General features: G+C 46.7%; 20 protein-coding genes. 2 read left to right on the plus strand and 18 right to left on the minus strand.

What is annotated here, in order from left to right; genetic code table 11:
• Window positions 1-475: 475 nt before the first annotated feature.
• A complete protein-coding gene (locus AC3WQ3_RS16195; protein WP_246058551.1) occupies window positions 476-1,348 on the minus strand; it encodes a nucleotidyltransferase-like protein in 873 nt (290 codons plus the stop codon).
• 131 nt (window positions 1,349-1,479) lie between these two features.
• Between AC3WQ3_RS16195 and AC3WQ3_RS16200 the strand changes: the two genes are divergently transcribed.
• On the plus strand, window positions 1,480-1,878 hold the full coding sequence (locus AC3WQ3_RS16200) for a DUF2614 family zinc ribbon-containing protein (protein ID WP_095292538.1): 399 nt from the start codon (window positions 1,480-1,482) through the stop codon (window positions 1,876-1,878).
• Between the two features lie 144 nt (window positions 1,879-2,022).
• Here the strand turns inward: AC3WQ3_RS16200 and AC3WQ3_RS16205 are convergent, their stop codons facing one another.
• The 17 genes from AC3WQ3_RS16205 to uptA all read right to left on the minus strand — a co-directional run bounded on the left by AC3WQ3_RS16205 (window position 2,023) and on the right by uptA (window position 15,599).
• A complete protein-coding gene (locus AC3WQ3_RS16205) occupies window positions 2,023-3,771 on the minus strand; it encodes a glycosyl hydrolase family 18 protein (RefSeq protein ID WP_492472794.1) in 1,749 nt (582 codons plus the stop codon).
• A 120-nt stretch (window positions 3,772-3,891) separates the two neighbouring features.
• Entirely contained in the window at window positions 3,892-4,314 is a 423-nt protein-coding gene (gene perR, locus AC3WQ3_RS16210; protein ID WP_024631328.1) for a peroxide-responsive transcriptional repressor PerR, read from the minus strand.
• A gap of 171 nt (window positions 4,315-4,485) precedes the next feature.
• Window positions 4,486-5,889: a DUF4097 family beta strand repeat-containing protein gene (locus tag AC3WQ3_RS16215; RefSeq protein ID WP_492472795.1), complete on the minus strand. Its 1,404-nt coding sequence runs from the start codon at window positions 5,887-5,889 to the stop codon at window positions 4,486-4,488.
• Window positions 5,890-5,915: 26 nt separating this feature from the next.
• Window positions 5,916-6,509, minus strand: coding sequence for a hypothetical protein (locus tag AC3WQ3_RS16220; RefSeq protein WP_154896731.1), 594 nt, complete (start codon window positions 6,507-6,509; stop codon window positions 5,916-5,918).
• A gap of 146 nt (window positions 6,510-6,655) precedes the next feature.
• Entirely contained in the window at window positions 6,656-7,366 is a 711-nt protein-coding gene (locus tag AC3WQ3_RS16225; RefSeq protein ID WP_127539905.1) for an MgtC/SapB family protein, read from the minus strand.
• Between the two features lie 33 nt (window positions 7,367-7,399).
• Window positions 7,400-7,864: a GNAT family N-acetyltransferase gene (locus AC3WQ3_RS16230; protein ID WP_492472796.1), complete on the minus strand. Its 465-nt coding sequence runs from the start codon at window positions 7,862-7,864 to the stop codon at window positions 7,400-7,402.
• 143 nt (window positions 7,865-8,007) lie between these two features.
• Window positions 8,008-9,447, minus strand: a complete 1,440-nt coding sequence (gene gatB, locus AC3WQ3_RS16235; protein WP_095292521.1) for an Asp-tRNA(Asn)/Glu-tRNA(Gln) amidotransferase subunit GatB — start codon at window positions 9,445-9,447, stop codon at window positions 8,008-8,010.
• 26 nt (window positions 9,448-9,473) lie between these two features.
• A complete protein-coding gene (gatA, locus tag AC3WQ3_RS16240; protein WP_336783985.1) occupies window positions 9,474-10,931 on the minus strand; it encodes an Asp-tRNA(Asn)/Glu-tRNA(Gln) amidotransferase subunit GatA in 1,458 nt (485 codons plus the stop codon).
• 28 nt (window positions 10,932-10,959) lie between these two features.
• Complete coding sequence (gene gatC, locus AC3WQ3_RS16245) at window positions 10,960-11,247, minus strand: Asp-tRNA(Asn)/Glu-tRNA(Gln) amidotransferase subunit GatC (protein ID WP_095292515.1); 288 nt, start codon at window positions 11,245-11,247, stop codon at window positions 10,960-10,962.
• Between the two features lie 220 nt (window positions 11,248-11,467).
• Window positions 11,468-11,851: an ATPase gene (locus AC3WQ3_RS16250; protein WP_095292512.1), complete on the minus strand. Its 384-nt coding sequence runs from the start codon at window positions 11,849-11,851 to the stop codon at window positions 11,468-11,470.
• A gap of 146 nt (window positions 11,852-11,997) precedes the next feature.
• Window positions 11,998-12,213 carry a hypothetical protein gene (locus AC3WQ3_RS16255; RefSeq protein ID WP_261780157.1) on the minus strand — a complete coding sequence of 72 codons (216 nt, stop codon included), beginning with the start codon at window positions 12,211-12,213 and terminating at the stop codon, window positions 11,998-12,000.
• Window positions 12,206-12,544: a DUF5345 family protein gene (locus tag AC3WQ3_RS16260; protein ID WP_127539900.1), complete on the minus strand. Its 339-nt coding sequence runs from the start codon at window positions 12,542-12,544 to the stop codon at window positions 12,206-12,208. The genes AC3WQ3_RS16255 and AC3WQ3_RS16260 overlap by 8 nt, the downstream gene beginning before the upstream one ends.
• Window positions 12,545-12,546: 2 nt before the next feature.
• The gene (gene sigY, locus AC3WQ3_RS16265) at window positions 12,547-13,074 is read right to left on the minus strand and encodes an RNA polymerase sigma factor SigY (protein ID WP_492472797.1); all 528 of its coding nucleotides are present in this window, start codon (window positions 13,072-13,074) and stop codon (window positions 12,547-12,549) included.
• 109 nt (window positions 13,075-13,183) lie between these two features.
• On the minus strand, window positions 13,184-13,438 hold the full coding sequence (locus AC3WQ3_RS16270; protein WP_336783983.1) for a hypothetical protein: 255 nt from the start codon (window positions 13,436-13,438) through the stop codon (window positions 13,184-13,186).
• A 335-nt stretch (window positions 13,439-13,773) separates the two neighbouring features.
• A complete protein-coding gene (locus tag AC3WQ3_RS16275) occupies window positions 13,774-14,406 on the minus strand; it encodes an MBL fold metallo-hydrolase (protein ID WP_336783982.1) in 633 nt (210 codons plus the stop codon).
• A 6-nt stretch (window positions 14,407-14,412) separates the two neighbouring features.
• The gene (locus AC3WQ3_RS16280; protein WP_336783981.1) at window positions 14,413-14,982 is read right to left on the minus strand and encodes a thioredoxin family protein; all 570 of its coding nucleotides are present in this window, start codon (window positions 14,980-14,982) and stop codon (window positions 14,413-14,415) included.
• A 2-nt stretch (window positions 14,983-14,984) separates the two neighbouring features.
• Entirely contained in the window at window positions 14,985-15,599 is a 615-nt protein-coding gene (gene uptA, locus AC3WQ3_RS16285; RefSeq protein ID WP_153979936.1) for an undecaprenyl phosphate transporter UptA, read from the minus strand.
• A gap of 161 nt (window positions 15,600-15,760) precedes the next feature.
• Here uptA and AC3WQ3_RS16290 point away from each other — a divergent pair, with 161 nt between their 5' ends.
• A complete protein-coding gene (locus AC3WQ3_RS16290) occupies window positions 15,761-16,108 on the plus strand; it encodes a dehydrogenase (RefSeq protein ID WP_095292492.1) in 348 nt (115 codons plus the stop codon).
• The last annotated feature ends 29 nt before the right edge of the window (window positions 16,109-16,137 follow it).

Raw genomic sequence — 16,137 nt, forward strand, 5'->3', positions numbered from 1 at the left:
AGGATCAAACTCTCCAATAAAGTATTGAAAAGAGCGATTAGCTCATTTTGAATCTGACGAGATTAAAAATCTCATTTTTGCTTCGAAATCATACAGTCAGATGACTTGTACCAATTTCTCAGCTTTTCGATCTTGCAAGCAAGATCGTTACTCACTCGTTGTTCAGTTTTCAAAGATCAAACATTGTTTGTGATTCTTCTTTTTGTCAACCGCGTTTTCGGCGGCGACTTAAATAATGTATCACATTCAGTATCTTTTCGTCAAGAACTTTTTTTGATTCTTTTTTTTCAAATCATTAAGTTCTCAACTTGTCCCTCACAAGTCTTTTTTCAAAAAGCCCGTTTGGGGAACGAAATATAATGTATCACATTCCATAAGTACGAGTCAACCTGTTTTTATTAATTTTTATTACAAACAAAAAAGGAAGGTTTCCCCTCCTTTTGCCAAACCAAATCATTGAACTATACGGCCTTGTTCAGGCTTCAATCCAATATCGTATCTCCCGCCCTTCGCCTCCTATTAAGGATGGCCAGCCGGCCGATTCCTTTACAATAGAACGAAGAACTAGTTTGCGTAGAATTAAAGGGAGATCTTCTCCTACAAATCTTAATTGAGGATGATGGACCAGTTCGTCCACGCTCCATGCTTCTTTTCGACTTCTAATTACCCGCAGAAGCAATTCCGAGCAATCACCCATTTTGGACATGACCGAAAATTCACAGGCAAGAAGAACAAGTTCCACCCGCTGTTCCAACGTCTCCGAGCTTACCGTAAGCTCCTGATAGAGCTTCCAAAGTGCCCGATCCATACTCTGCACATGTGTCCAAACAGCATGGTCAGGGTATACTCCATGTTCTATCAATACAATCCTGGCCCAGTTACCCAAAGCCTCCAGTACACTGTAATAAGCATCAACTACGTGTCCTTCCTGAATGTGCCGCTTGGCCTCCACATACATTCTCAGAAAGCTTGCGAATTCATGCAGCAGCTTTTGTTCCCGCATCTCCAATCCAAAGGCGGATAGCTCTTCCCTCAGGGCACTCAAGGCGCCTTCTGATTCCCATATGATCTCGCCCTCAATCAAGCATTGCATGAGATTGTTATTATCACCCGTAATTACACTGCTCTGCAGTTGATTACGCCCCGCATAGATGATTTGATAGCGCAAGTCCCCATAACGGTAATGACCAACGTCCGACATACTTTGATCCGTATCACAGACAATGAGAACAAGCAATTCGAAATCCTGAATCAGGGAGCCGTGGAATCGCTCACCCGGATGGGAATAAGCGATAGCCCCAACTGCCCCCGACTCTTCCGACTGTCCGGATAAAAAAGCTAGGTTCATTAATTCCACGATTCCCTCCATACATTTCATGGCAGTTAAACGCCAAGTCAGTTATAATGTAATTCTACATGCAGACTAAAGTTTCCTTCTTTTCCAGGTCCAATACTACTCATACGATAGGAGCATTTTTCATGATTTTTAAATCAGCTAAAATTAATGCTTTTCGCACTTGGGGATTGTTACTCACCATGCTAGGCATGGGGCTAATGGTACTGGGAACTGCCGGAATCGTGTTTTGGGGACATGCAGGCAAAGTGTTTGCAGCCGTGGGACTTGTCATCGGACTCGTTGCCATGATGGCTAGTCTGGCCATCTACTTCTGGGCTGGAATGTTGTCTACAAGTGCTGTTCAAGTGGATTGCCCTGAATGCGGTAAAATGACCAAAATGCTCGGCAAAACGGATCGTTGTATGTTCTGCCATACCATCCTCACTCTGGATCCTAATCAAGCGAACACAAACCGTCCTCATCTGAAAGCGCCTTCTCCATCTATTTCTGATACGGATCACCGTATTAGTCCAAAAGGCTAGTATCACTCATTCACTTCACATCTAAGATCAACGAGTAAACAACAAAAAAGGCCCGGTATCTAGACCGAGCCTTTTTTGCGTTTTTTTCAAACAATGAATGGATTCGAATCATATAAAAAAGATAAGTTCAGTAACCGTTTATCTCTAACGACTTACCTGTTGCAACGTCTTCCATGCTGATGCGTTAGCAAAACTGCGATTCCAGGCAGCTACACCACCCAGTTTGAGTGATTCAATGAGTTCTACACGGGCCTGTAAAGAAACGGCATCTTCTATCCAGATTTTCTTGGTCGCCCCATCCTCAGTAAATTCCACATAATTCTGTCCACTTTGAGAGTCCAACGCAGGTTTGAGTTTCTTCTCTTTGATCAAATCAGCAACAGTATCCATTCCGACCGCTTTGGAAGATACTTTAATCTCTCCCTGTTCGTCTGCTTCCTCTGTCCAGATTCGCGTATACAGTGGAACAGACATAATCAATTTGTTAGAAGGCACTTCATCTTCTTCAAGAATTTTTCTCATAGAGGCCTCTGTCCAAGGCAGCGAAGCAACCGAACCGGCCTTTGGACTGGCAGCCCAGTGCTCATCGTACGCCATAACCATCATGTAATCGACAAAGGAACCGAGTGAACGTCGATCCAGAAAAGCAGACCACATTTCACTATTGGATTTTGGAGTTACATCAATGGAGAGCATGAGTCCGTGGATGCGTGCCATCGCTTTAATCTCACGAACAAATTGAGTAATATTGGGTCCATCATCGGTATATACGTTCTCGAAATCAATATTGATGCCATCCAATTGGTAGGTCTGCGCGTATTCCAGCATCTGTTCGATGATATGCGTGCGGGTCTCGTATGAGGCTACAGCCTCTTTTGTAATATCCGGGTCGAAACTGTTATCCATCAGTCCCCATACTTCCATACCGGAACGATGAGCCCAGTTAACATACGCTTTATCGGCTTTGCTCTTCACATTGCCCTGGCCGTCCGTAATATGGAACCACGTTGGACTGACCACATTCACACCCGGCATCTTACCTATGGAACTGACGTCAGGCTGACGGTTGTATACCGCCTCCCACACTAGATTTACCGTTTTACTCTGCCACTTCTTCTCAGCAGCCGTCAGAGTGAATTTAGGCTTGTCCAGCTCCTTTTTCTCTGTAAGGGAAACGTACTTATTATCCACATAACCGGCATAGCCGTTATCCAGCTGAACAAAACTCTGCTCATCACCTGTCTGCCATACCCGTACCCGGGCATTCTGTTCCATATCCGCAATAATCGGGGAAGACTCTCCTCCACGTTTGTACAAAGGAATGGTTTTATCCGCTTTGGATGACAAGGTATCAATCTCCGCATATTGAATGCTGTCTCCTCCACGCATCAATATAACTGCACCCGTAGATGTATCTTCCTGTACGGCAATCCCGTAAACTTCCTTCAAGGGTTTAAGAGGGATGTACGCCTCTCCTCCGATAACCTCAGGCTCAACTGACATTGGATAGTCCTTATGATTGAGCTCTGCCTTGGTGCTGCCTTCCTTCATATGAAGCACGCGCTGTGGAGTCGCAATAATGATATCACCTGTGTCCGCTTCGTAACGTATGCCCGGATCAATCGCCTCCTGCAGCACCTTTACAGGCAGCTTGAGCTGTTCCCCTGTTCCCGAAGCTTCACCATCCATCAATTGACCATCCACAAAAACAGGCTGATTCATTCCGATCCAATCGGGGTCCTCGTGAACCTGGTTCAGCCAGACATTCGTTATAAACAAGTAAGCACCGCCTGCAATAAGACAAGCTCCCAAAAAACCAGGCCAGAACGAACGCCTCTTCTTCTGCCTTGTATATCTGCTTTTTCTACTCAAACGCCTACCTCCGTTAATCATGCTGAATCATGAAGATATCATTGCCGCGTGAAAATCATGCATGTAATCTTTGATTAAAAAAACAAAAAACGTGTAGAATCCAAACTGAATTCTGCACGTTAATATTGTAATTCATCTCTCTTAATCCCTGCAACTTTTACAAACACCATAAACTTCCAATCGGTGTCCGTGGACTTCAAATCCGGTACTTGATTCCGCCTGGAGCTCAACGCTTTTGAGCGAAGGATAACTGAAGTCTTCAATTTTACCGCATTTATCACAAATGACATGGTAATGATCCGTCACATTGGCATCGAAGCGGCTGGAGTTATCTCCGTATGTCAATTCCCGAACCATGCCGGCCTCCAGAAACATCTTCAGATTGTTATATACAGTCGCCACGCTCATACTGGGAAATTGGGGTTCAAGCGCACGGTAAATTTCATCGGCAGTCGGATGCCCCATGGATTCCATCAGATAATTCAATATGGCATGGCGCTGGGGTGTAATACGGACACCGGTCGTCTTCAGATGCTCCAACGCATGTTGGACACGTGTTGCCATAAAACCCACCGCCTTACCTTTCATTCTCCTGAAAAAACAAGATCCATTATCATCTTATCCATCGGAGTTGATTCTTGACAAAGAACAGGACGTTTAATCTTTCCTTCCATGTTACCTTGCCTTTTATTATTTTATTGTACGGCGATTGTAAGTTTATTGTCAACGCGGCAGTTACGGAACTTCAGAGGTACTATCCTGGGAATTCTCCCCGTTATCTTCGCTCTGCTCCAAATCGCCATCCATGTCTTCCGGATTTGAACTGTTCGTATCAGCCGAAGGCACATTCGGGTTGCGATTAATGGTAAGGTCGCTGTTCCCCTCAATTTTAACCGTGTATTCCCCTTCACCAAGCTGGCCTTCAATGGTTTTATTTTGCACTTTAAATGGCAGGTCAGTCTTCAGATCACCGTAACTGCTGGAGCCGCTCAAACTGTAATCTCCCTGATGAGGCAATAAAATGCTGATTGCACCAACAGCACTGTATACATCCCAATCCCCGCCTATTTTGGAGGAAATGATGCTAATGCTTCCATTTAGAGACTGAGCCCTGATACCGAGATTTGCGCTATCCAGCGTAATATTTCCGTTTCGTGTTTCAGCGGTAAATTCACCAATTGAATCCGTAATGCTTATGCTCCCCACCTGTGTGGTCAGATCTACATCTCCTGAAACTCCGCGGGCCTTCATATCTCCACGGTTGCTATCCAGATCAACATTACCCATCGCATTGGCCACAATCACATCGCCATTTAACGTTTTGCCCGTAATGTCACCTACCGCATTCGTAATCCGGATACGTCCGTTCCCCGTTTCAGCCACAATAGTACTAATTGCCTCCGGCCTATTTAACAATATGGCTCCATTGGATGTGCGAATGTCCAGATTGAAACGCCGGTCATCCGGGATCGTAATCGTCATATTCATGCGAGGCTGTGTTTTATCGTTATCTCCATAAGTTTTGCCCGTTGCGGTAATATGAATAACCTTGGTACCGTCCGTTTCAACAAACGATGCATCTGCAACAGCTTTTGCCTCTACCTTGGATGTCTTATCCACCCATACTACAGTGCGCACCTCTATCTCTTCCGTATCTCCGCGCTGTACCGAGATATCTCCATTAACCCCCTGCACGACAAGATCGGAAGTATCCATACCAACAGGCACACGAATCGTACCCTTGTCCTGCATGTACCCTGCCGCCTGGCTATAGTCCATGGAGGCTGCTCCCAGATTAAGGCTCACCCTGTTCCACAAGTGCATATAGTGGTCCTGTTCTGTCACAATAAATACCGCAGCCGTTAGCACAAGGGAAGCCAAAATGCCTTTGGCATCGGGTCTGAAGCGCATCTTCACTTTCTCATCCTGCAGCTCATCAGTTGATGTCCTTTTCTTGCTGCGCGTCCACAGGAACAACAGTATGTATTCCACACCCAATGCGATAAGCAGCAATGGCCACCAGTCGACCATATTATATACGTAGTCAGTTCCCCACCGTTTATCCAAAATCAACAGCACACCGACCGCTACGATTAAGGCGGCAGCCGTATAGCGACCGACCCGGACTTTACGGTTCATTATGTTCCCTCCTCAAATCTCCTAATCTAACCTTTTTTCTTGCGCAGCATGACCCAAATCTCACGGCCGAACAGGATCAGCCCTATAATAATGAGTACACCAGCAAAAACATATCCACCATACAGAGCGAGCATTTCCTGAAACCAGCGAGGTTTGCGGAAGAATAGCACCATCAGCCCGCCACCAACAATAAGCAGCAGCCCAAACGAAATGCCTCGCTCCCATGCCATAAAGGCCTCACCAACAGCCCGCTCGTTCATTAGAGGCTTGTCCGTATTTCCATGAGTTGCAGCTCTGCGCCTCCGCATCATGACCCAATCCGCAGATTGCAGTACATCGAATACATTGTAAAAGTAGATTACTGGAATGAACAAAGCGAGTAAAATTAAAAGGGGCACATTAATCTGTATACCTATAGATGAAAAATACAAAAGCGCTGACAGGTCGAGTAGTACAAGCAGCATGAACGTCAGACCTCTCATATACAGCCGCAAATAGATATGACCCAGGCCAGGAATGATCGCACTGAGCAATCCGGCAATAAATTTATGTGTCCGATTTCGGAGCGGCTTGGTTCTGGCCGTTTGTCTCCTTTTTCGGGACAGATGTTTACTTTTCATGACATGCTCCTTTCTTATGAAATAGCATTCCCGCTCTTCATGCATTTGGTTAGATAGTACCCTAAAGAGCCCGGAGAGTAACTGGAAGAAATATGGATATGGTTAAAAACCCTCCGGCACAACAGGCCTAAGGAGGGTTTCACGATTTATTCTATGGATACTTTGGTCACATGCTCCCACTGCCTAAGCTTAGTTACCAGCTGCACTGTATTAAGTTCATGTGGTACATGCACGTGGAGGACAATCTCAATCTTCCGTTCAACTGAAATGACCTCGGCAAAAGCCAGATCCTGCTCATTGACTGTAATTTTGCGTATTTTAATCTTCTCCTGCTCCATGAATGAAGACACCTGCTCCAGGAAGCCGGGTTCAGACAACGTATGCAGGGTGACGACATGCAGCTTGTTTCCTCGTATATACCTTAGCTCCAGCTTGTTGAACACCCACAGATTGAGCAGTACCAGAACCGTAGATACGATGGAGGCAAAAAAGAATCCCGCGCCTGCTGCCAGTCCAATGGCGGCTACAACCCAGATCGAAGCCGCGGTGGTAAGTCCTGTAATGGACTTTCCGGTAAACAGGATCGTACCCGCTCCCAGGAAGCCGACACCCGTAATAACCGCTGTTGCCAGACGAGCCGGATCAATCCGCACATTTAATTCATTGGCAAAATCCTTAAAACCATAAACAGACAACATCATGATCAGTGCAGACCCGAGACAGACCAGAATGTGGGTACGCAGACCAGCAGCATGATTGGAACGTTCACGCTCCAGACCTACAAGTCCTCCAAGCAGCATGGCTAGTAATAATCGCAATAAAATGTGCCACTCATCGATAAACCAAGGATTGCCCAAAACTGGTATTCCTCCTTCAAATAATTCACATAATTAATGTTTATTCTTATGAAATGTCGTTAATTCCACACCTGGTGCAATCGGCGTAACCTCTACCGGTATGAAGCCGAATTTGGTATATAAATTGACAGCCGGTTGGTTCAATGTACCTGTTGATACGATATACCGCGGAAGATCCCGGTACTGCTCGAACACATGTCTCATCAATGCGGCTGCAATTCCTTTGCGGAAATGCTCGGGATGCACCATCATGCGTGTGATCGTCAATGTGTCCTTCTCTTCCTCCGCCACTGCAACCGCACCCAGGATTTCTTCGTCATCATCCAGGCAGCCGTAAAAGGTCTCTCCACAGCTTTGCAGGGATTCTATCGTATCCATCAATGGCGGAATCTCCTGAAAACCGATCATTTCTGCTTCCATTCGGTAGGCTACATGCTGAAGCCGCCATAGCTGCCCCACCGTCTCCTGATCATTCAATGACAACAATTGAATCTTCATATCCGCTCCCTCTCCTTCATACGCAACTGAATTCGATTACACCTGTACATGATTATTTACCACATGTGTTTGCCTTATAAAAATAAGAAAAGAGGCTGTCACAGGGACGAGCCTCTTTCTGTCCGGCCTCACCGGCGGATGGATTAGCGGTTCAGTACATCTGCAAGCAGTTGATTAACCAGACCCGGATTAGCCTTGCCTTTACTTTCTTTCATAACCTGTCCTACCAGGAAGCCGATCGCTTTCTGTTTGCCTGCCTTGTAATCTTCCACGGATTGAGGGTTGTTCGCGACAACCTGCTCTACAATGGCAAGAATGGCACCTTCGTCACTGATTTGCACAAGACCTTTTTCCTCAACGATCTGCTGTGGAAGCTTGCCGCTCTCCAGCATTTCCTTAAAGACGGTTTTGGCGATTTTGCTGCTAATCGTGCCTTTCTCCAGCAATCCGATCATCTCACCCAGTCCCTGACCCGTCAGAGGCACCTGAGACAATTCCAGGTTGCTGTTGTTCAGATAACCAAGCAGGTCGCCCATAATCCAGTTGGATACGGCTTTGGCATCCTGCGTATATTTCAGGCTGTCTTCAAAAAGATCAGCAACCGCTTTGGATGAGGTAATCACCTCAGCATCATAATTAGGCAATCCGTAATCAGCAGTATAACGTGCTTTGCGCTCGTCAGGGAGCTCCGGAATCGAAGCTTTGATTCGCTCCTTCCAGGCTGCATCGATATGCAGCTTCACCAGATCCGGATCCGGGAAGTAGCGATAGTCGTGCGCTTGCTCTTTGCCACGCATGGTCAGCGTTTTTCCTTGCGCTTCATCCCAGCGACGCGTCTCCTGAACCACTTCGCCGCCGTCATCCAAAATTTCAGCCTGACGGAATTGCTCATATTCCAAACCGCGCTGAACGCCACGGAAAGAGTTCATGTTTTTCAATTCTGCTCTTGTTCCCAGCTTCTCCTGCCCATGCGGACGCAAACTGATGTTGGCGTCACAACGCAGGGAACCTTCTTCCATTTTCACATCCGACACATCGCAGTACTGCATGATCGCACGCAATTTTTCCAGATAAGCACGGGCTTCCTCCGGCGAAGAAATTTCAGGTTCGGATACAATCTCCACGAGAGGTGTACCCACACGGTTGAAGTCAACCAATGAAGCATAGCCGCCATCAACGTGAGTAAGCTTACCTGCATCTTCTTCCAGATGAAGACGGGTAATCCCGATTCGTTTCGTTTCTCCGTTTACTTCAATATCAATCCACCCGTTCTCACCAATCGGTTGATCGAATTGTGAGATCTGGTAGGCTTTTGGTGAATCCGGATAAAAATAGTTTTTACGATCGAATTTGCTGACATCAGCAATGGTACAGTTGAGGGCCATCGCCGCTTTCATGGCATAATCCACAGCCTGACGGTTCAGTACAGGCAAAACGCCCGGATGTCCGAGACAGACGGGACAAGTATGGGTGTTTGGTGGTGCTCCAAAGGCCGTAGAACAGCCGCAAAAGATTTTGGAGTTGGTATGCAACTCCACATGGACCTCAAGTCCAATGACCGTTTCATATTTAGATGCAGACATTTCAATATTCCTCCGTTCCGGGCAGTCTACAGCTGCGGACGCTGCTTGTGGAATTCTGTATTTTGTTCAAACGCATGCGCAACGCGCAGTACAGTCGTTTCATCAAAGGCTTTACCAATAATCTGCATGCCAACAGGCAATCCATCCGAGAAGCCGCATGGGATGCTCACTGCAGGTACGCCTGCCAGACTGACCGGAATGGTCAGGATGTCATTGAGATACATGGTGAGTGGATCATCCACCTGGGAACCCAGTTTAAATGCGGTTGTAGGCGCAGTTGGTCCAATAATGACATCATATTTGGCAAATACGTCATCGAAATCCTGTTTGATCAATGTACGTACTTTTTGAGCTTTCAGGTAGTAGGCATCATAGTAACCCGAGCTCAGCGCATACGTCCCAAGCATGATACGACGCTTCACTTCCGGACCAAAGCCTTGGCTGCGGGATTGGTGATACAGATCAAGCAGGTTGTCCGGGTTATCTGCACGTACGCCATAACGTACGCCGTCAAACCGAGCCAGATTGGAAGAAGCCTCAGAAGAAGCGAGCAAATAATACGTAGCCACCGCATATTCGGTATGCGGAAGGGATACCTCTTCCCAAGTGGCACCGAGTCCCTCCAGCACTTTCAAGGCAGAGAGAATGGTCTCTTTAATTTGCGGATCAACACCTTCTCCAATGTACTCCTTCGGTACGGCAATGCGCAGACCTTTGACATCACCTGTCAGTCCACTCAAGTAGTCCGGGATCTCCACTTTTGCAGATGTCGAATCTTTGGCATCATAACCGGCGATTGCTTGCAGCACATAAGCAGAATCTTCAACATTTTTCGTCAGAGGTCCAATCTGATCCAAAGAGGATGCAAATGCAACCAATCCAAAACGCGAAACGAGTCCATAAGTCGGCTTCATGCCGACCACGCCGCAATACGAAGCAGGCTGTCTAATGGAACCACCCGTGTCTGATCCAAGCGTGAAGTACGCTTCGCCTGCAGCTACTGCGGCCGCAGAACCACCACTGGAGCCACCTGGAACACGATCCAGCGCCCATGGGTTGCGCACAGGATAGAAGCTTGAATTTTCATTCGAACCGCCCATGGCGAATTCGTCCATGTTCAGTTTACCGATCGTCACCGTATCTGCAGCTCTCAGCTTTTCGACAACCGTTGCATCATACACCGGGTCGAAGTTGCGCAAAAACTGGCTGCCGCATGTCGTGCGCAGTCCGTTCGTAACGATATTATCCTTAATACCTACCGGTAATCCAAAGAGCAAACCTTTCTCCTCGCCACTGACGAGCCGGTCATCCAGCTGACGCGCACGGGAACGAGCCTGTTCCTCATCCAGCGCAAGATATGCCTTAACTTTGTCTTCACGTGCACTAATGTTCTGATATGCTTGGTCCACCAGGTCGCTGACCGACAATTCCTTGGCGTGCAGCTTGTTATGTAACTCAGGCAACGATTGTTCAAATAAACTCACGGTATTTCGTCCTCCTTCCGGTTATCCGTTATTCCATTACAGCAGGCACTTTAAACTGCCCGTCTTCTTCTTCCGGTGCATTGCGCATCACCTGCTCGATTGGCAGGCTTTCCTTCGTTTCATCCTCACGCATCACATTGCTGACATGCAGAACGTGAGTCGTTGGCTCAATGTTCTCTGTATCCAGCTCATTCAGCTTCTCTGCATATTTTAAAATTGCGTTCAGCTGTCCTGTAAGCGTCTGTTCTTCTTCAGAAGTCAAATTGAGCCGGGCCAGCTTGGCCACATGCTGAACGTCATTATTCGAAATACTCATTTCCGGATGCCTCCTTCATTTCGTTCAACTTCCCGAAACTGCCTGAAACGAATCGCTCGTTTAACGGGCTAAAGTCCCAAGATAACTTTTTTCATTATAGGGGAGATGGTTCGACAATTCAATGCAAATGACCTGACTTGTCTAATAAGCAAAATAACCCCAATCCACGGAGCTCATGCAAATATCAAAAAAGAGCCGGCATCAGCCGACTCTCTAGATCTTAAATCCATGCACGCAGATTAACCTGCTTTATAAAATCCGCCTGTGACATAACATCGTTCGCGGTTTCCTCTTCCTCTTCCACAGCTTGAATATCTCCGTTCATCAGATGATGAAACAGTTTCTCGTTGTGTGTCGCAAGGGCGTAATCTATCAACGCTTCTCGCTCGACCCGCTCAGCTTCCTGCTTCAGCAGAACCTCTTCCAGATCGACGTCGCCGGATGGAACAAAAAAGTTCCGGTTCACCTGCGGCACTCGAAGCACGTAATCGAACGCATTGTCCGGATTCCGGTCATAAGCGATGATGTAACCATATTCCCCCACAGGAAGATTCTGCTCAAACGCATCCGCGACGATGACAACCTTTTCTCCTAATCGCAGCATCGTCTAACCTCCTGGTAGTCTATCTTTCATATTTATTTGTATAGTCTACTAGAAAAGAATTACGATGTCTACGATTACTAGAATTAAACAACATATTTGTGCAAAATCTTTTTTAATCACCAAATTATCATTCGCCCATTATAAGGTTAGGAACGTCTGCGACCTGATCGAATAACTACGAACCAATATACAATGAGTGGTGTCGGGAATCCGGTGATCCCCCATAATCCCCATAACCAGGGGAAACGCCCACGTTTACGTGCATCCTGAAAAATCCATGTCCCTTGCACGAACAATAGGATTGCGATCAATACCATCCAGATGGGAGAAATCTCATTCAACGAATAATGCATATTATTCATGAGAAGCCTCCTCCTTCCGATGTTTGCCCGCCCATATGATTGCTGCTGTCACTGCTGCTGCTACACCAACAGCCTGGATACCCACATAAAGAGCTGGAGCAGACAGGAACAGCAGCGCCCCAGAAGCAATGACCATCAGCCCGATTACCCAGAACAAAATCATCTCGATCAGATTCTTACGGCGTTTGATTCGTCTTCGTTCTCTGACCTGCACTTCCAGCGAGGCCAATGAAGGTACACTCACTGGCTCATATGCGTCATCCAGCACTTTCATCTGCTGCTGCAGTCGTTCGAGGAGCTCTTGCTCATCTTGTTCATCCGTCCTGCTCATGCTTATTCCAACTCCTTTCTCAATTGACGAAGGCCATAGGCCGTTCGTGATTTCGCCGTTCCGGCTGGAATACCGAGCATTTCTCCAATCTCATCATAGCCATAGCCATAATAGTGCTTCAACAGTACAGCAACACGGTGTTCCGGCGTTAATCTGGTCATGGCATCCATAACATCCGTCCATTCTTCATTCCGGCTCTCAAACTGCCATCGGAATCGTCTGATGGCTTCACTACGGATCATATCCAACCAGCCATTTTCTCTTTTCTTACGCCTTGTCTTGTCAATATAGATGCGTGTAGCAATGGTAATCATCCAGGATGAAAAGGCAGACGAACCGTCATAACGATGAATGTTTTCCATACATCGAATCATCGTATCCTGAACGGTTTCTTCAGCAGCGTTTGAATCCATCGTAACCTTGACCAAGTATTTGTACACGAAAGCATAATGACGTTGAAGCAGCGCCGCCAGCGCAGCATCATCTCCTGCTGCTGCCCTGCGGACCTCTTCCAGTTCGGCTGCTTCCATCTGGTTCTTCACCTCTGCTTCCCATTCATTCTTGTGTTAATACGACAGTCTCTGCATAAACGTTCAAATGAATTACAAAAAAATCTGAAGCCGACAATTTCCCGGGCAATCAGACTTCATTCCGGTATTCCTGCAGCTTGTCGAACCACGGCTGGTTGCGGGCTCCGCTGCTCAAAACTCGACTTCTCCATATATTTTGCTGCTGTTCCAAAGGTTCATTCATTGCCTTGCTTCTGTAGCTATGTAGTTGAGGACGATTCGTTGCTAATTCAAGCTTGCCCGTATCCATCATCACCCGGCGAGTCTCTTCCAGTGCTAAATACTTGGCACGGCGTTCAAAAGGTATAACGCGCTTTTTCTCCACTTCTTCTCCCCGCTCTCTTGTTCCTCATGCTTCACCAATTAAATACTACGTTCTAAGGTTCCGTTCCATGTACTTGCTATTCAGATCCAAACCTGTCTGCATTACAATGACTTTTCTTATGTAAGTTGTATCTGGATGACTCTTCCCTTGCCAATATTTGCTGAAAATAAAAAAAAGAACGCAAACCGGGTATAGACCACAGTCTGCGTGCTTCGCAAGTTAGGGTACTGCTATTTAAAGCTTTAGTTAGATGATGCCTTAACGCTTGTAACAACTAATTGCTATTCTAATGAAAAAATTGTCACTTGTCCAGACTTTCTTCACTTAAATGTCGATCATCTTGCAGAAACGTAAGGATTATTCTGCTTCTCATAACCGATGGTTGTCTTAGGACCGTGACCTGGGTATACCTTCACTTCATCCGCAAAGGTATACAGCTTGTTTTGAATCGAATCGATCAAGTCTCGTTCCCGTCCACCCGTCAGATCCGTTCTCCCTACGCCCATACGGAACAGAACGTCTCCTGCAAACAAATCATTACCACACAACAGGCTTACGCTGCCTGGGGAATGTCCAGGTGTATGATATATCTTAAAAGTATGCCCAACAAACTGGAGGGTCTGTCCTTCATCCATCGCATATTCTGCAGGATCTGTCGAAAGAGGCGGTGAAGCCTGCGGCCAGTTCAACGATCCATTCAGTTTGGGAGAGGTGAGCCAGTCACTCTCCAGATCATGCAAATAGACTGGACAGCCCTTCAATTTGCGAATTTCGTCCACACCGCCCATATGATCAAAATGAGCATGTGTCAGTAAAATCGCTTCAATTTCCAGGTCTTGAATGGCTTTGAGCAGCGGACCGGGGTTCATGCCCGGATCAATGATAACGGCTTTCCCCGGATCTTCCCCTTGCAGCAGATAAGCATTCGTCTGGAGCGGACCGAGTGTAAATGTACGAATGTTAAGCATCTTGGATTAGTAACCCGAAATCAGTTCACGCAGCTCACGAATAATGACTGCATGCGACTCCGTTCCTTCCCCATAGCGTTTACCGATTTCCTGACGTACAACAGCCATCTTCTCCTGATAATCAGCTGCATCACGATCTGGGTTCTCGCGTTTAAATTCAACCATGACTTCCTGTACATGCTGAGGGCGTGGTCCCCATTGCCCCAGCACATGTCCGCCTGTATCGGCAAAAATAACGATAGGTACGGAACGGCCGCCCATCGTAAGGAATTCATCCATCACTTCAGGATGATTTTCCATAATCAAAACTTCGGTTGGAATGCCCGAGATCTCCAGCGCCTGGAATACCACTGGTATGTTGCGAACAACATCCCCACACCAGTCAGCTGCCAAAATCAAAACACGCAGATCATCGCGGTGGTTCAAGCTCTCGAAAAACTCGCGATCCTCTTCGCTTGGCCATATGAAGCTGTCATAGTTCTTTTGAAATTCGCTTTGGTTTTTGGTCATGCTCTCAATGAATTCCTTCGGCGGCAGACCCTTACCGAATTTGTGAGACAAGTTTGGTTTACCCATAACTAGACACTTCCTCTCTTTTTTCGAACATTCATCCATTTAATAAGTACATAAATAATCATAAGTGCGAGTGCAACGAGCAGAATCGGCATAATGTAAGGTGCTGCTTTTTCGTTAATATGTTCCCATTGGTCTCCGAGTACCATCCCTAAATATATAAACAATGCAGTCCAAGGTATAACAGCAAGTGTTGTCAGCAGAATGAACCTGCCTGTATGCATTTTAGATATGCCTGCAGGGATCGAGATGGCATGACGCACAACCGGAACAAAACGCGCCGTGAAAATGACACCTGTTCCATACTTGCGAAACCACTCCTCGGAATGGTCGATGTGTTTTTTCTGGATCAGTATGTATTTTCCGTAACGTTCCAGCACAGGTCTGCCGCCATAACGGCCAATCCAGTAAATAAAGAGCTGGGCTACTACACCGCCCACGGTACCGAATATCATTGCACCTAAGAAATTGATATTGCCCTGTGAAACGAGAAATCCTCCATATGCCAGTACAATTTCACTGGGGATGACTTCGAGCATTAATCCCAGCATAATTCCAAAGTATCCAAGGCTCTGAATCCATTCGAACAATTGACCGACAATGTTATGAATAACGTCCATCTCGACCCTCTTTCTTCATCCTGATTGGCGGTGCTCCGCAGCACCATGGATGTTCGTCCCTATTTTAGCACAGGGCTGCAGTTTGTTGCTACTTGATCGACCCGGGTTAGTGTCCTGCAAGTCATCCTTCGCATATGGTATCGGGAGAGGAGCGTGAGAGGATGTCACCCAAATCAACACCCGGTACTCCCCCGGTCAAACATAGCAACCCTAGCCAGAAGTTACCTTCCGCGAGAGGGATTCGCAGAGCTTGCAGTAAGGAGCTGTACCGGACAGCAAAACGGCTGAAGGTCTACATTTCTCCCGATCAGATGAAACAGGCGGAAGAACTCTATTATGGAAAAGTGATTGCCAATCTGCTCTGGATCGGTGAAAACCGGGACAATCGAAAGAAATTATGCGAGTGGTGGAACAATGACGTCAGTGCAGATATAGCCTCTCTGTGGAATGTGGACATTGAACCCCTTCAGGCTGCATTTCAGCAGGCATTTGGCGGATATCGTCTGTAGAATACAGAGGATTCAGAGCATTTCCTTCA

This window comes from Paenibacillus sp. FW104-T2 (assembly GCF_058789975.1).

Excerpts from the sequence above, each read along its gene's own strand:
- AC3WQ3_RS16195 (WP_246058551.1), bottom strand. The coding sequence starts at position 1,348 with ATGAACCTAGCTTTTTTATCCGGACAGTCGGAAGAGTCGGGGGCAGTT.
- AC3WQ3_RS16200 (WP_095292538.1), top strand. The coding sequence starts at position 1,480 with ATGATTTTTAAATCAGCTAAAATTAATGCTTTTCGCACTTGGGGATTG.
- AC3WQ3_RS16205 (WP_492472794.1), bottom strand. The coding sequence starts at position 3,771 with ATGATTAACGGAGGTAGGCGTTTGAGTAGAAAAAGCAGATATACAAGG.
- perR (WP_024631328.1), bottom strand. The coding sequence starts at position 4,314 with ATGGCAACACGTGTCCAACATGCGTTGGAGCATCTGAAGACGACCGGT.
- AC3WQ3_RS16215 (WP_492472795.1), bottom strand. The coding sequence starts at position 5,889 with ATGAACCGTAAAGTCCGGGTCGGTCGCTATACGGCTGCCGCCTTAATC.
- AC3WQ3_RS16220 (WP_154896731.1), bottom strand. The coding sequence starts at position 6,509 with ATGAAAAGTAAACATCTGTCCCGAAAAAGGAGACAAACGGCCAGAACC.
- AC3WQ3_RS16230 (WP_492472796.1), bottom strand. The coding sequence starts at position 7,864 with ATGAAGATTCAATTGTTGTCATTGAATGATCAGGAGACGGTGGGGCAG.
- gatB (WP_095292521.1), bottom strand. The coding sequence starts at position 9,447 with ATGTCTGCATCTAAATATGAAACGGTCATTGGACTTGAGGTCCATGTG.
- gatC (WP_095292515.1), bottom strand. The coding sequence starts at position 11,247 with ATGAGTATTTCGAATAATGACGTTCAGCATGTGGCCAAGCTGGCCCGG.
- AC3WQ3_RS16250 (WP_095292512.1), bottom strand. The coding sequence starts at position 11,851 with ATGCTGCGATTAGGAGAAAAGGTTGTCATCGTCGCGGATGCGTTTGAG.
- AC3WQ3_RS16255 (WP_261780157.1), bottom strand. The coding sequence starts at position 12,213 with ATGAATAATATGCATTATTCGTTGAATGAGATTTCTCCCATCTGGATG.
- AC3WQ3_RS16260 (WP_127539900.1), bottom strand. The coding sequence starts at position 12,544 with ATGAGCAGGACGGATGAACAAGATGAGCAAGAGCTCCTCGAACGACTG.
- sigY (WP_492472797.1), bottom strand. The coding sequence starts at position 13,074 with ATGGAAGCAGCCGAACTGGAAGAGGTCCGCAGGGCAGCAGCAGGAGAT.
- AC3WQ3_RS16275 (WP_336783982.1), bottom strand. The coding sequence starts at position 14,406 with ATGCTTAACATTCGTACATTTACACTCGGTCCGCTCCAGACGAATGCT.
- AC3WQ3_RS16280 (WP_336783981.1), bottom strand. The coding sequence starts at position 14,982 with ATGGGTAAACCAAACTTGTCTCACAAATTCGGTAAGGGTCTGCCGCCG.
- uptA (WP_153979936.1), bottom strand. The coding sequence starts at position 15,599 with ATGGACGTTATTCATAACATTGTCGGTCAATTGTTCGAATGGATTCAG.
- AC3WQ3_RS16290 (WP_095292492.1), top strand. The coding sequence starts at position 15,761 with ATGTCACCCAAATCAACACCCGGTACTCCCCCGGTCAAACATAGCAAC.